The following is a 12,749-nucleotide window of genomic DNA, read 5'->3' on the forward strand; positions in this document are numbered from 1 at the left end:
GCGCCTGGCCCGTGGCACCTGACACGCCCACGAACCCGCCGGTCGGAACCGGTCGGTGCGGGCGGGAAAGGAAATGCGTCATTGCGAACTTCAACCTGGAAGGACCACGCCCGGGAAGCCGGGGCGGCCGTGAGACCGGATTAGGCGCATGAACATTGCGCTTACCGGTGCAATTTCGCATCTAGCACCGGACGTTCGGCGCAGCAACCGGCACGTTCTTGCCGCCGTTACGGCAATATCATGCCGAACGCACCGTTAACCGCTTCGCTTCACCGTGTTGGAAGGCGGCGGGCGTTATCCAGCCAATGTCATTATTGTTTCGAATGGGACCCCCCGCCCATGTATTTTCGCTGGACCGCGCCACTGTCGGCGCGGCATTACATTCGTGTGTCCTTCTTCCTGACCCTCCTGGCATGCTGGCTTGCCGGCACCCCCGGTTGGGCGGCGTCGGTGGAGCGCGTCGAGGTCAAAAGCGACCGCATCGTGGTGCATTTCGACGAGCGCATCGTCGATGCGTCGATGTTCATGCTGGCCGGGCCCAACCGCATCGCGCTCGATCTCAATGGCGCCACGCCGGGCGGACGGACCAGCACTGGTGGCCCGGTCATGTCGATCCGCCAGGCGCCGCGCGGCGGTGAGGGTGCGCGCGTGGTGTTCGACCTTGCGCGCCCCGCGATCGTGACCGAAGGCGCGTTCGGCCGCGACGGCCGCGCCCTGACGCTCGCGCTGCGCACCGTCGACGATGCCAGCTTCGCGCGCGCCGCAGCGGAAGGGCGGATGAGTTTCCTGCCGCCGTTCAACAATTTCACCACGGCCGCAGCACCGCGCCGCTATGAGCTGACGCTCCCGGTCCCCCAGCCGAGCAAGACGCTGACGCTGCCGACCGTCTATGGCGATGACGACAGCCGCCCGCTGGTGGTGATCGATGCCGGTCATGGTGGCGTCGATCCCGGCGCGATCTCGCCCGACAGCGGGTTGCGCGAAAAGGACGTGACCCTGCGCATCGCCAAGGCGATCCGCGACGAATTGCTGCGCTCGGGCCGGGTGCGGGTTGCGCTGACCCGCGAGGACGACCGGTTCCTGATCCTGCAGGAACGCTATGGCATCGCCCGCAAGCTCAAGGCGAACCTGTTCATCTCGGTGCATTGCGACAGCGTCGGCGCAGGGACCGCAAGCGGCGCATCGGTCTATACGCTGTCCGAAGTCGCCTCGGACAAGGAATCGGCGCGGCTCGCGACGCGCGAGAACAAGGCCGACATCATTGCCGGCGTCGATCTCGGCGGCACCACCACCGATATCTCGTCGATCCTGATCGACCTGACGCAGCGCGAGACGATGAACAGTTCGGCGAATTTCGCCCGGCTGCTTGGCCGCGAAGCGCAGCCGCTGATGCCGCTCAGGGCGAACTTCCACCGCATGGCGTCGCTGATGGTGCTCAAGGCGCCCGACATGCCGTCGATCCTGTTCGAAACCGGCTATATCTCCAATCCGAATGACGCCGCGTTCATTGACTCGGCCGACGGCCGCAAGCGGATCGCGCAGAGCGTGCGCCGCGCGGTCGAGGTTCATTTCGCCAAGCGGCTCGCATCCAATTGAGTCGGTAACCGATCCGGCCGGGGCGCGGTCGTATCGCCTCACGCCGTCAATATGCTTATTCCTGGGCATGATAGCGCAGTGCCGCCTGAATTTCCGGCGATTCCATGTCGCTGACCCGGGCTGCCGCCTTGCGGAGTTCTTCAGCCCAATTCTTATCCTTCTCGGATGGCGGGGCAGGTCGTGCCCAGAGTCCGGGACGTCGCGCGCGCATCCATTGCAGCGCGGCGGTGACATCGGGGCGCACTTCGCGCTTGTAGCGCACGATCACCGGCGCCTCGGCACCAGTCGGGCGATAAACGCTCACCGCCTCCTCCTCATAGCCGATCGCTCGCTCGTACAGCGCGCGCTCGACACGGTCGTCGGCGACGTCCTTGCCGAGCTTGGTCGCCTCGGCGAACTCGGGGTAAGCGGCACGCCAGCGAAAGATGGTGCTGCGCGAGACGCCGAACGCCTCGGCCAGCTCGCGATCGGTCAGGCCGTGGGCGTAGAGTTCCTGCGCCTGGCGGACATAATCGGATTTGAAAGTTGTGGGTCTGGTTTCCATGCTTGCCGGATAACCGGGCTTGCATGGGGCTTGAATCAGCCGCGCGATAAAGTTTTGGGGGAGATATGGGACACCGGTTGTTCCATATCTTCGGCGCGAAGGCATGTGAGGATGTCGTACAATTTATATAATAATATCAATGATTTAAGTAGATAATTCGATAAAGCCCCGGCGGGTCGCCCGCCAAAGTCGGCCCTCGTTCCGGCGAACCTGAACGAACCACCCATCGCTGACAAAGTTCGCGACACTTTTCATGGCTTTGCGGGACATCCGCGCGACAGGCGGATCTCATAACCCGTGTCAGGCCGATCGGATCGGCCGGGTACAAGGAGTGAGGGTTATGAAGAAGATTGCCATTTTGATCGCGAGCCTCGGCTTTGCCGCCACCGCGCTTCCCGTTGCCGCCAATGCAGCACCTTATCCGCAAGGGCAGTGGCAGAATATCAACCAGCGCCAGGCCAATCTGTACAACCGGATTGACCAGGGCATCCGTTCCGGCGCGCTCAACCGCGTCGAAGCAAGCCGGCTGAAAGCGGAGTTCCGCCAGCTCAACAATCTCGAGGCGCAGTATCGCCGCAGCCGTCCCGGCCTGACCATTGCCGAACGCCGCGATCTCGACCGCCGCTTCGACGGACTGAGCCAGCGCATCCGGATCCAGAAGCATGACCGTCAGGGCCGCCGCTACTAAGCGCTGAGATCTGACAGGAGGGGCCCCGCCAGCGATGGCGGGGCCGTTTCATATATTCCTCCGTTCGTGCTGAGCTTGTCGAAGCACCGTCCTTCTTTCTCCGGTGCCGAGAAAAGAAGAACGGCCCTTCGACAAGCTCAGGGCGAACGGGGGAGGTAGGCGAGGATGGCGGAGGTCGGCAAGGACGGCGCAGACCGCGAAAGTCAGCGCAGCGGCTTGCCGGAATCCTTCCAGCGATCGAGGATCTGCGAATCTCCGGCCGGCGCTGCCGGTACAGCTGCGACCTTGGCAACAGCCGAGGCAACGGCCGGCGTATAGCCATTGGTCGGCGTACCGCTCTGCGCATAGGCCGGCTGAATTGTCGCCGGTGCAGTCTGTGTTGAGGCCTGCGGGGCGGGCGGCACTGCCGCCGCTGCGGCCAGGGTAACAGCCGGCACCTCCGGCACATCGGGACGCGGATGCGGGCCGGGCAGCGGTTCGCCGCCGCGATAGACCTGGCGGAATGCGCCCGGCGTGCCCCAATAACCCTGCCAGCGATGGAAGAAATGCGCGCCGATCGCCGCGGTCATCACCAGGCTGCGGTTCCAGGACGGGGTCACCGCATAGGTATGATAATGCGTCGCCAGGCCGACCGGCGCATAGACCGCGCCGTTCAGCGCCTGGGCCGCGACCCGCATCGCGCGGTTCCAATAGGCCTTGGCCGGCACGCGCGCCATCGATCCGTCACAGGCATAGCTGAACTGGCATCCGCTGGTGCGTTCCGAGCCCTGATAGATCACGCCGCACACCGTGGCCGGAAAGGCGGGATGACGCACGCGGTTGAGGATCACCTGCGCCACCGCCTGTTGCCCGGCATCGGGCTCCGACGCGGCCTCGTAATAGATCGCCGCGGTCAGGCATTGCAGCGCGCGGCCGCGATCGGTGGCGCTGGCATTGCGCATCGAGAAGGGCGCGGCGGCATGGATCGAGCCGTCGGCCGCCAGCGACGCGGCCTCGGGCGGGAGCGGCAGATCGGGCAGGGCAGCGGTGCCGGTCGCGCCCTTTGCCGGCGCGGCATTCTCGTCCGCGACATAGAGATAGGCCGAGCCCGGAAAATGATCCTCGGCTTCATAGCCGACCGCCTGCGGTGCGGTGGCGAGGGCATCGCCGCTATGTTCGACGATCGCGCGCAGCGCGGCCTGAGACACACCGGCAAAGACCAGCGCAACCGTTCCCGCGACGCCGAGCCAGCCCAGCCGCCGTATCCGGAACCCGTTTCTGATCATCTCCAGCGTCAAGCGGTCATGCCCCAGGCTCAGGCCGACTCAACCGATGAATCCGCCTGCACCCGCATAGCGCGGCAGCTCTTAACAGGATGCCCTAGATTTCGCCGCGTCCCGCGATGAAACGCTAGATGGTTAAGGTAATCTTTTCGTCCATCGGCAGGTTATCGCGACTGGCCTGAAGCCGAGCCGCGCGTACAGGAGCCGGGGCCGATCATCGGCGAAGGCGTCAAGGAACACGCCGTCACAGCCAGCCTGGCGCAGCTCACGATCAGCGGCGACGATGAATGCCGACATCACGCCGCGCCCGCGCCACCCCGGCAATGTGAAGAGTTCGTCGATGATCCCCAAGCCGTTCGGACAGCGGGTGCTCAGGCCATATCCGACATCGACACCGTCAAGAGCGATGATCGAATAATGGCAAAGCAGGGAGCGGTTTCGCATCGTCGCGAGCAACCCGTTGCTCAACTCCACATTATAGGGTCCCGTGCGCAGCCCTTCGCGATGATCGGCGCGCACCAATAGCTCGAACGCCGGCCAATTTTCGTCGGGTGTCGCCCGGCGTAGCGTAATCGGCGCAACAGCCTGCGATAATGAGGCGGATTCGGATGCGAGCATTTCGATCAACGGCCCCGCCTGTTCAAAGCCTTCGAATCCGAGCGTCGCCGCCATCGCGGGATCGGTCAGCGCATCGGCGACGACCACGCGCCATTGGCTATGCGGCATGGCGCGGTCGAGCGCCGCGATCACCGCATCCGGATCAGCGTCCGGTTCGGCCAGCGCAAAATTGGCGTCCCAGACATTGGGGTGTGACGGATCGGCGACCACGATCGCGCCGTGATCAACGACCGGTGTCTTGCCCAGCAGCCGGAACCAGCGACGCGCGGCGGCGACCCGGCTTGCCGCGCTCACCTCAGTCAGCGCTTCTTGCGCGACCGGTTGGCATAGAGGAGCGCCGCCACCAGAGCAGCCGAACCGATGCCGATGCCGATCGGCACGATCGGCCAGTTGCCGCCGTCCTCGCGCTTCGCGGCGCTGGCATCGGCGGCGGCGCGGGCGCGCTTTGCCTCATGGGCTGCCGCTTCGATCTCGTTCATCTCGGGTACGCTGTCGTCACTCACGCCATCTTCCTTCACGTCGCACTCGTCACACGCTCACGTTATACTCTTGCAATAATCCGCCCGGAACGCATCGGCAAAATTCCTGAGCCGCCCTTCAACGATCGCGGCGCGCAAATCGGCCATCAGCGCCTGATAAAAATACAGGTTATGCTCAGTCATCAGCATTGCGCCAAGGATTTCGCCCGCCCGCACCAGATGATGAAGATAGGCACGGCTCCAGGTCTTGCATACCGGGCAGGCGCAGGCGGGATCGACCGGGCCGAGATCCTCGCTGAATTTCGCATTGCGGATGTTGATCGGGCCCATGCGGGTAAAGGCCTGGCCGGTGCGTCCCGACCGGGTCGGCAGCACGCAATCGAACATGTCGATGCCGCGTTCGACCGCGCCGACGATATCGTCGGGCTTGCCGACGCCCATCAGGTAGCGCGGCTTGTCCTCGGGCAATTGCCCGGGCGCGAAGTCGAGACAGGCGAACATCGCCTCCTGCCCCTCGCCGACCGCGAGCCCGCCAACCGCATAGCCGTCGAAACCGATCTCGATCAGCGCGCCGGCGCTCTCGCCGCGCAGCCGCGGATCGAGCGCGCCCTGCTGAATGCCGAACAGCGCGGCGCCCTCGGCATGCTCACCGCCGGCGTCGAATGCGTCGCGGCTGCGCTTCGCCCAGCGCATCGAGCGCGCCATCGCCGCCGCCTGCACCTCACGGGTCGAGGTGGTCGGGACCAGTTCGTCGAACGCCATGACGATGTCGGAGCCAAGCAGGCGCTGGATCTCGATCGAGCGTTCCGGGCTGAGCGTGTGGCGCGTGCCGTCGAGATGGCTCTTGAACGTCACGCCATCCTCCGACCGGGTGGTCAGGTCGGACAGGCTCATCACCTGATAGCCGCCCGAATCGGTCAGGATCGGCCGGTCCCAGCCCATGAAGCCGTGCAGGCCGCCAAGCCGCGCCATCCGCTCCGCGCCGGGGCGGAGCATCAGATGATAGGTGTTGCCGAGGATGATGTCGGCGCCCGACGCGCGCACATCGCCGGGCTTGACCGCCTTGACCGTCGCAGCGGTGCCGACCGGCATGAAAGCGGGCGTGCGGATCGTGCCGCGCCGCATCGCGATCTCGCCGCTGCGCGCCTTGCCGTCGGTGGCGTGGATGGTGAAGTCGAAACGGGGTTTAGTCATCGGGGGAAAATCGGTCCAATAAGGTCATGAACAAAGCGTCGGCGGCAGCCTTCGCCTTATCGTCTGTGCCGCGATCGCGCGGCTCGTTCGCCGCGAGCTCATACTCGTTTTCGATAAACGCTGCGATCTCGGTGGGAATGACCGCCTCGCCCAGTTCCCGGGTCTCGGCCTTGCGCGTGATCAGATCGGCGGTGATCGCGGCGACGTCGGCGGGTGGATCGCACTCGGCCATCAATGTCGGGAAATGCATCGGCGGCAGGGCGCGATCGTGCAGCCGGCCCCAGCGCAAGGCGGCCGCCGGGCGCAGCGCATAGAAGAGTTTCTTGCCCGAGGTGATTCCCGCGCCATGCGCACCCCATTGCAGGAGGCCGAGATGGAGGTAATGGCTCCGCACGGCATCGACCGGCATATGCTCGACCGCGAAGGCATCGAGCGCACCGCGAAATTCCTCGGCGCCGCGATAGGCGATCGGCGAGCGCAGCCATTCGATCGCCACGGCATTGCCCTTCATGATCAGCCGCAACGCCTTGGCCAGGTCCCAGCCATTGACGTCGAGCAGCCCATCGAGCGGCGTTTCGATGACATCGCGTTTCGGCCACAGCGCGAGGTAATCCCGCCGCCGGCGGACATAGATGAAGCGGCAATCATAATCGCTGTCGGGCGAGGCGAAGCCCCAGGCGCGGCTGCCGCTTTCGATCACCAGCGGGAGCGACACGCGTTCGTCGCGCGCGACTGAATCGAGCCGTGCATCGATCGCGGCGACCACGGCCGGGTCGAAACTGTCGGGAATCGAACGCATCGGTCAGGCCGCCGTTGCCGGATCGTGGTGCCGGCCCAGCACGAGATCGAGCACCGCATCCGGCGTCTCGAACATCGCCTCGGGCGAGAGCCGCGCCAGCGCGACGCGATTGGCATAGCCCCACATCACCGCACCGGCCTTGATCCCGACCTTGTGCGCGGCGGCGATATCGCGGGTTTCGTCGCCGATCGAGAAGACCTCGTCAGTGCTCAGCTTCGCGCGGCGCAGCACCTTGCGATAGCGCGGCGCCTTGCCGAACAGCGACGCGCCGCATTCGAAATGCTCGATATGATCGGTGATGCGCGGCCCGAGAATGGCGCAGGCGTTATGCTTCGAATTCGAGGTGACCAGCGCGAGCCGCACGCCGGCCGCGACCAGTGCCTCGATCATCGGCACGACACCGTCGAACAGTGCAATGCGATCGGTCTGTTCAGCGAGCCTGGCATGAACGAAGCGCCCGATTGCCGGCAACCGCCAGCGCGGGACGCGCAGATAGCGGATCACTTCGCGGCTCGACTGGCCGCGCAGCATCTCGATTTCGTCGGGCGGTACGCGGCGAAAGCGAAAGCGATCGGCAAGTTCGTCGGAGATCGACAGGAACCAGTCGCCGCTGTCCGCGAGCGTTCCGTCAAAGTCGAAGATCACCATCTTGTAGCGCGGCGCGGACATCAGGCTCGATACCGCCGCCATCGCCGGCCCGCAATCGGTCCCGGATCGGTCCCGTCATCCTGCGCCATCGCCGTCACGCGATCACCGCTTGCGGCCGCGCTTGCCGCGCTCGCCCAGGTCGCGATATCCGGTCTTGATCGTCAGCAATTCCGCGCGCGTCAGCACGCCGTCCTTGTCGACATCGAAGCGTGCGAAGAATTTGGCGAACTGTCCCTGCAACTCGGCCAGGGTGATGCGGTTGTCGTTATCGGCATCGACGGTGAACGGGCTGGGCAGGGCGTTGCGGTCGCCGAGCCATTTCAACGCCCAGTCGCTATAAGCGATATAGCCGATCGATCCGGTCGCAGCGCCCTCCGTGCCGGCGAAGGATTTCGCCACACAGGCGGTCAGCTCCGCGGTCGTGACGCGCGCATCGCCGTCGGCGTCGCACGCGGCGATCATCATCGCGGCCGGCTCGACGATGATCGTCGCGGCCGGCTGGCCCGGGCCCGGCGGTACGGACGGGATGGGCTGGCCAGCGACGGGCGGTGCGGGTTGCTGTTGAGCGGCCGCCGCTGTGGTGAAGAGGGCAGCGGCGAGAATCAGGCGGCGCATCGGCGATCCTTTCGGGGCCGGCATCGCCCCTGGTCACGGAAGCGATAGCCGCATTTGGGAAGTGATGGCGATAGATTGTTGGCGCCATTCAGCCCTTGGGCGTCACCCATACTTCAACCGGCGCGACGAACTTGCCCGGGGCGGGCTTGCCGACATAGACGCGGTCGGCGGTGACGAGCTCGCCGGTCTCGAGATTGAACGAGGCCCAGGGCTTGGGCATGCGCCCGAAGGTCATGCGCTGAATCGGCTGGCCGGTGGACGAATTCATGATGGTGGCGATGATGCTCATCGCGTGCCGATAGCGGGGCCGGGGCGGGGACGTCCAGAAGGGGGCGCCGGTTTTTTCGCGGCGCCTGGCGCTTGCCCGTCGGGCGGCGCGTCACCGAATTCCGGAAAGATGCGTTCGATCGCCGCCTGCAGGTCACTGGGTCCGGGGAGCAGGCCGAAATGATCCAGTAGCCGCGTCACCAGCCGTGCCCGATGCGGGCCGATGCCGGGCATGGTTTCCAGTCCCGGAAAGTCCGGATCGGCAAGCCTGTCCGCCAGATCGCCAAGCGTCCGGTGCCCCGATGCGGTGAGGCGCTGCCGCAGTCCGGCCGGCAGGGCGGACTGGCTGACCGGCAGGTCGCGATCCGTCGCCTGGCGGTTCGCCGAAAACAGCCGCGTCCGCGCGCCCTTTTCCCGCTTCAGCGTCCGGCGGATATGGCTGAGCTGGCCGGAGGTGAGGCCGAGCTGGCGACCGATCTGGCGATAGGGTGTGCCGGAAGCCCGCAGATCACGCGCTTGCTCCAGGTTCAGGATCGCCAGTTCGGCCTGACTTAGCATGGGCATCGAAACATTCTGTTGGCGCGAAAGGACACGGTGTCGGCTGGGTTCGAAACAGTCGCAATGGGCGACGGCTTATGCCGATATCCGGTCCCGGTCACGCGTTCAGCGTGATTTCCCAGGTTTCGCCCTGCTCCGGCGCGCCGAATTCATGGTGCACTTCGGTCGAGACGATGCGGAGGCCGGCATTGGCGTAGATGCGCCGCGCGCTTTCAAGCACGGTGTGCGTCCACAGCCGCAGTGAGCCATATCCGGCCGCGCGCGCAAAGGTCAGGCAGCGCGCGACGAGATCGCCGCCAATGCCCATGCCGCGGGCCCAGGGTTCGACATAGAGCAAGCGCAATTGCGCGGCGCCGTCACCCGCATCGACGACGAACACCGAGCCCGCCATCGCGCCGGCGCTTTCGGCGATCCAGCATTGCTCCCGCCCCGGCTGGAAATCGCGCAGGAAGCGGGCGGTCACCTCGCCAAGCAGAACCTCCATCGGCGCGCCCCAGCCATGGCTTTCGCGGTACAGGATTGCCTGGCGCGCGGCGACCAGTCCCATGTCGCCGGTCTCGAACGTGCGCACGCTATAGCCGGCGGGTTCGGTGCGGGAGAGCAGGCTGCGCGCCGTGTCGAGCGCGGCCTCCAGCGTGCGGCGATCGGCCGCGGTGAGCGACCCGATGCGGTCGGCGAACAGGCCGTGCTGGCGCTGCTGCAGGTCGGCAAAGATCGCCTGTCCCGCGTCGGTCAGCTCGATCGGACGGCGGCGGGCGTCATCGCTCCGGCCGCGCGCGACCCAGCCGCGCTGTTCGAAGCGCCGCACGATGCGGCTGGCATAGCCGGCATCGAGCCCGAGGATCTGTTGCAGGTCGACCGCGACCGGCGCTTCGCGCGTGGCGATCTCGTACAGCAGCCGCGCCTCGGTCAGCGACATGGTGCTGTCGAGATAGTCCGCGCCGAGCACCCCGATGAAGCGGGTATGAAAGCGGTTGAAGGCGCGCAGCGCCTGAATCGTCGAGTCCATACAGGGAGACTGCGACCAATAGTTGACTGTGTCAACTATTGGTCGCGAACAGGCTCGTGCCGATCGACCAGCGCCGAGCGCAGACGCTGCACCTGTTGATTGAGAGCCATGATCTCGGCGACCGAGAGACCGGAATTGGCGAGCAGCGCATCGGTAAGGCACGGCGTGTCATTCTGCAGATTGCGGCCCTTGGCGGTGAGAAAGACCTGCACCTGGCGCTCGTCGGCCGGATTGCGCTGGCGCGAGACGAAGCCGGCCGCTTCGAGCCGCTTCATCAGTGGGGTGATGGTGCTGGGCTCAAGCGCGAGGCGGTCGGCGATGGCGGAGATGGTCTGGCCGTCACCCTCCCACAGCGTGCTGAGCACGAGATATTGCGGATAGGTCACGCCGAGCGAATCGAGCATCGGCTTGTAGAGCCGGTTGATCGCGATGGTCGTGGAATAGAGTGAGAAGCAGAGCTGCGCATCGAGCGGCAGGGGTGGGCTGGCGGTTTTGGTCACTGGATTCCTCGCTTTCGAATCAAGCTCTTATCACTAAAATGCATATCGCGATAATTTTTATCTGGACAAGGGAGAATCGCCGCACTACCTAATAGATATCGCGATAAGGAATTTCGCAATAACAAATAAAGGAGACTGAAAATGACCACGTCCAAACTGCTTCTCGCCGCTGCCGCTTCGCTCGCTCTGGGTACGCTTCCCGCCGCCGTGTCCGCCAAGGACGCCGCACCGGGCTCAGCCAAGTCGGTCGTGCTTGTCCATGGCGCGTTCGCCGATGGTTCGGGCTGGATGGATGTCTACAAGATCCTGAAGAAGGACGGCTACAACGTCACCATCGTCCAGAACCCGACCAACTCGCTGGCCGATGACGTCGCGGTCACCAAGCGTGCGATCGCCGCCGCCGACGGCAAGGTGATCCTGGTCGGCCACAGCTATGGCGGCGCGATCATTTCCGAAGCGGGCACCGATCCGAAGGTCGCCGGCCTGGTCTATATCGCTGCCTTCGCCCCCGATAAGGGCGAGTCGGTTTCATCGCTGATCGCCAACCCCGCGCCGGGCGCACCGGTGCCGCCGATCCTCCCGCCCAAGGACGGCTATCTGTCGCTCGACAAAGCGAAGTTCGCGACCGCGTTCGCCGCCGATGTCCGGCCCGATCTCGCGCAGTTCATGGCCGACTCGCAGGTGCCATGGGGCGTCGAGGCGCTCTCCGGCACGGTGACCGCACCGGCCTGGCGCGTGAAGCCGAGCTGGTATCTGGTGGCAAGCGAGGACAAGATGATCCCGCCGGCCGCCCAGCGGACCATGGCGGCACGTGCCGGGGCGCAGGTCGTGGAAGTGGCCGGGAGCCATGCCATCTATGTGTCGAAGCCGGCAGCCGTCGCATCGATCATTGAGGATGCAGCCCGCAACAGCAAGTAATCCGCAGGCGACGTCGCACGCACCGGGGGCGCCGGATCTCTCAGCGAGGTCCGGCGCCTTCGATATGTCAGTTGGGCGCGACCAGCTTGAGGCCGATGACGCCGGCCAGAATGAGCATGATGCAGAAGAGTCGCGGCGGCGATGCGGAGTCGCCCAATATCATCATGCCGAAGATCGCGGTGCCCGCAGCACCGATCCCGGTCCAGACCGCATAGCCGGTGCCGACCGGCAAGGTACGCAGCGCGATCGACAGAAGCACGACGCTCGACAGGCCGGTCGCGACCGTGAACAGGCCGGGCACCCACCGGGTGAAGCCGTCGGACGCTTTCATGCACAGCGCGAACGCGATTTCGAGAATGCCGGCGATGCCGAGGAGGAGCCACGCCATGGGCGATCGATCCGTTCATGGGTCACCGGCGCTCTGAGGGCCGGGCGGGAAGGGGCGGAGAAGCGAGAGCCGACACTGGCGCGGCACTCGCTTCCGGGCGGTTCAGGCCTTCAGCGCAGCCGCAGGGGGTACGCGGAAGGTGATGCCCAGCCGGTTGAAGGCGTTCATCAGGCCGATCGCATAAGTGAGGTCGGCCAGTTCCTTGTCGCTGAATTCGGCCGATGCTGCGTCGTAATCGGCATCGGGAACGCCGGTGATGGCCACGTTCGTCACAGTCTCCGCCCAGGCGAGCGCGACACGTTCACGCCGACTGAATACGTCGCCGGCATCATGCCATACCGGGACCAGGACGAGCTTGTCGGTGCTCAGGCCGGACTTGAGCAGGTCGCGGCTATGCATGTCGATGCAATAGGCACAGCCATTGATCTGCGACACGCGCAGATAGACAAGGTCGATCAGCTCTTTCGGCAGGCCGGATTTCTGGATTGCGACATAGACGCCGCCGAAAGCCTTATAGCCGTCGGGCGATGCCTTTGTGTAATCGATGCGCTTGGTCATGGTGAATTCCTATCGAGTTGACGAGCTCCATCTCGTGAATCTTGGACCATGTTTGAAGGGCCATGATCTAGGTTGTGTGATAGGCCATGATCTTCATGTCGAGCGCCC

General features: G+C 65.3%; 17 protein-coding genes. 3 read left to right on the plus strand and 14 right to left on the minus strand.

The features are described 5' to 3' along the window. Positions 1-339: 339 nt before the first annotated feature. Entirely contained in the window at positions 340-1,596 is a 1,257-nt protein-coding gene (locus ACRECS_RS08520) for an N-acetylmuramoyl-L-alanine amidase (RefSeq protein WP_431582529.1), read from the plus strand. 55 nt (positions 1,597-1,651) lie between these two features. On the opposite strand, the gene ACRECS_RS08525 is transcribed toward ACRECS_RS08520, so the two are convergent. Beyond that, positions 1,652-2,140, minus strand: a complete 489-nt coding sequence (locus tag ACRECS_RS08525; protein ID WP_431582530.1) for a helix-turn-helix domain-containing protein — start codon at positions 2,138-2,140, stop codon at positions 1,652-1,654. Positions 2,141-2,480: 340 nt separating this feature from the next. Between ACRECS_RS08525 and ACRECS_RS08530 the strand changes: the two genes are divergently transcribed. After that, positions 2,481-2,828: a hypothetical protein gene (locus ACRECS_RS08530; RefSeq protein ID WP_431582531.1), complete on the plus strand. Its 348-nt coding sequence runs from the start codon at positions 2,481-2,483 to the stop codon at positions 2,826-2,828. A gap of 203 nt (positions 2,829-3,031) precedes the next feature. On the opposite strand, the gene ACRECS_RS08535 is transcribed toward ACRECS_RS08530, so the two are convergent. From ACRECS_RS08535 to ACRECS_RS08585, 11 genes are all read right to left on the minus strand, one after another. After that, entirely contained in the window at positions 3,032-4,093 is a 1,062-nt protein-coding gene (locus ACRECS_RS08535; RefSeq protein ID WP_431582532.1) for a cell wall hydrolase, read from the minus strand. A 132-nt stretch (positions 4,094-4,225) separates the two neighbouring features. Continuing rightward, on the minus strand, positions 4,226-5,002 hold the full coding sequence (locus tag ACRECS_RS08540; protein ID WP_431582533.1) for a GNAT family N-acetyltransferase: 777 nt from the start codon (positions 5,000-5,002) through the stop codon (positions 4,226-4,228). Positions 5,003-5,007: 5 nt separating this feature from the next. Further along, positions 5,008-5,211, minus strand: a complete 204-nt coding sequence (locus ACRECS_RS08545) for a hypothetical protein (RefSeq protein ID WP_431582534.1) — start codon at positions 5,209-5,211, stop codon at positions 5,008-5,010. A gap of 33 nt (positions 5,212-5,244) precedes the next feature. Continuing rightward, entirely contained in the window at positions 5,245-6,381 is a 1,137-nt protein-coding gene (gene tgt / locus ACRECS_RS08550; RefSeq protein ID WP_431582535.1) for a tRNA guanosine(34) transglycosylase Tgt, read from the minus strand. Next, positions 6,374-7,180 carry a nucleotidyltransferase domain-containing protein gene (locus tag ACRECS_RS08555; RefSeq protein WP_431582536.1) on the minus strand — a complete coding sequence of 269 codons (807 nt, stop codon included), beginning with the start codon at positions 7,178-7,180 and terminating at the stop codon, positions 6,374-6,376. The genes tgt and ACRECS_RS08555 overlap by 8 nt, the downstream gene beginning before the upstream one ends. 3 nt (positions 7,181-7,183) lie before the next feature. Continuing rightward, complete coding sequence (locus ACRECS_RS08560; RefSeq protein WP_431582537.1) at positions 7,184-7,870, minus strand: HAD hydrolase-like protein; 687 nt, start codon at positions 7,868-7,870, stop codon at positions 7,184-7,186. 60 nt (positions 7,871-7,930) lie between these two features. After that, positions 7,931-8,443: an EF-hand domain-containing protein gene (locus ACRECS_RS08565; RefSeq protein ID WP_431582538.1), complete on the minus strand. Its 513-nt coding sequence runs from the start codon at positions 8,441-8,443 to the stop codon at positions 7,931-7,933. A gap of 88 nt (positions 8,444-8,531) precedes the next feature. Continuing rightward, positions 8,532-8,732 (minus strand): hypothetical protein, encoded by a 201-nt coding sequence (locus ACRECS_RS08570; RefSeq protein ID WP_431582539.1) that lies wholly within the window; start codon positions 8,730-8,732, stop codon positions 8,532-8,534. Beyond that, complete coding sequence (locus ACRECS_RS08575) at positions 8,729-9,274, minus strand: hypothetical protein (RefSeq protein ID WP_431582540.1); 546 nt, start codon at positions 9,272-9,274, stop codon at positions 8,729-8,731. The genes ACRECS_RS08570 and ACRECS_RS08575 overlap by 4 nt, the downstream gene beginning before the upstream one ends. A gap of 91 nt (positions 9,275-9,365) precedes the next feature. Then, complete coding sequence (locus tag ACRECS_RS08580; protein WP_431582541.1) at positions 9,366-10,277, minus strand: bifunctional helix-turn-helix transcriptional regulator/GNAT family N-acetyltransferase; 912 nt, start codon at positions 10,275-10,277, stop codon at positions 9,366-9,368. Positions 10,278-10,312: 35 nt separating this feature from the next. After that, positions 10,313-10,777, minus strand: a complete 465-nt coding sequence (locus ACRECS_RS08585) for a MarR family winged helix-turn-helix transcriptional regulator (RefSeq protein ID WP_431582542.1) — start codon at positions 10,775-10,777, stop codon at positions 10,313-10,315. A 141-nt stretch (positions 10,778-10,918) separates the two neighbouring features. Between ACRECS_RS08585 and ACRECS_RS08590 the strand changes: the two genes are divergently transcribed. Next, positions 10,919-11,695, plus strand: a complete 777-nt coding sequence (locus ACRECS_RS08590; RefSeq protein WP_431582543.1) for an alpha/beta fold hydrolase — start codon at positions 10,919-10,921, stop codon at positions 11,693-11,695. A 67-nt stretch (positions 11,696-11,762) separates the two neighbouring features. Here the strand turns inward: ACRECS_RS08590 and ACRECS_RS08595 are convergent, their stop codons facing one another. Then, entirely contained in the window at positions 11,763-12,083 is a 321-nt protein-coding gene (locus ACRECS_RS08595; RefSeq protein WP_431582544.1) for a DMT family transporter, read from the minus strand. A gap of 102 nt (positions 12,084-12,185) precedes the next feature. After that, positions 12,186-12,641 (minus strand): carboxymuconolactone decarboxylase family protein, encoded by a 456-nt coding sequence (locus tag ACRECS_RS08600; RefSeq protein ID WP_431582545.1) that lies wholly within the window; start codon positions 12,639-12,641, stop codon positions 12,186-12,188. Between the last annotated feature and the right edge of the window lie 108 nt (positions 12,642-12,749).

Origin of the sequence: Sphingomonas sp. (assembly GCF_050725575.1) — a bacterium.
Taxonomy (GTDB): Bacteria; Pseudomonadota; Alphaproteobacteria; order Sphingomonadales; family Sphingomonadaceae; genus Sphingomonas.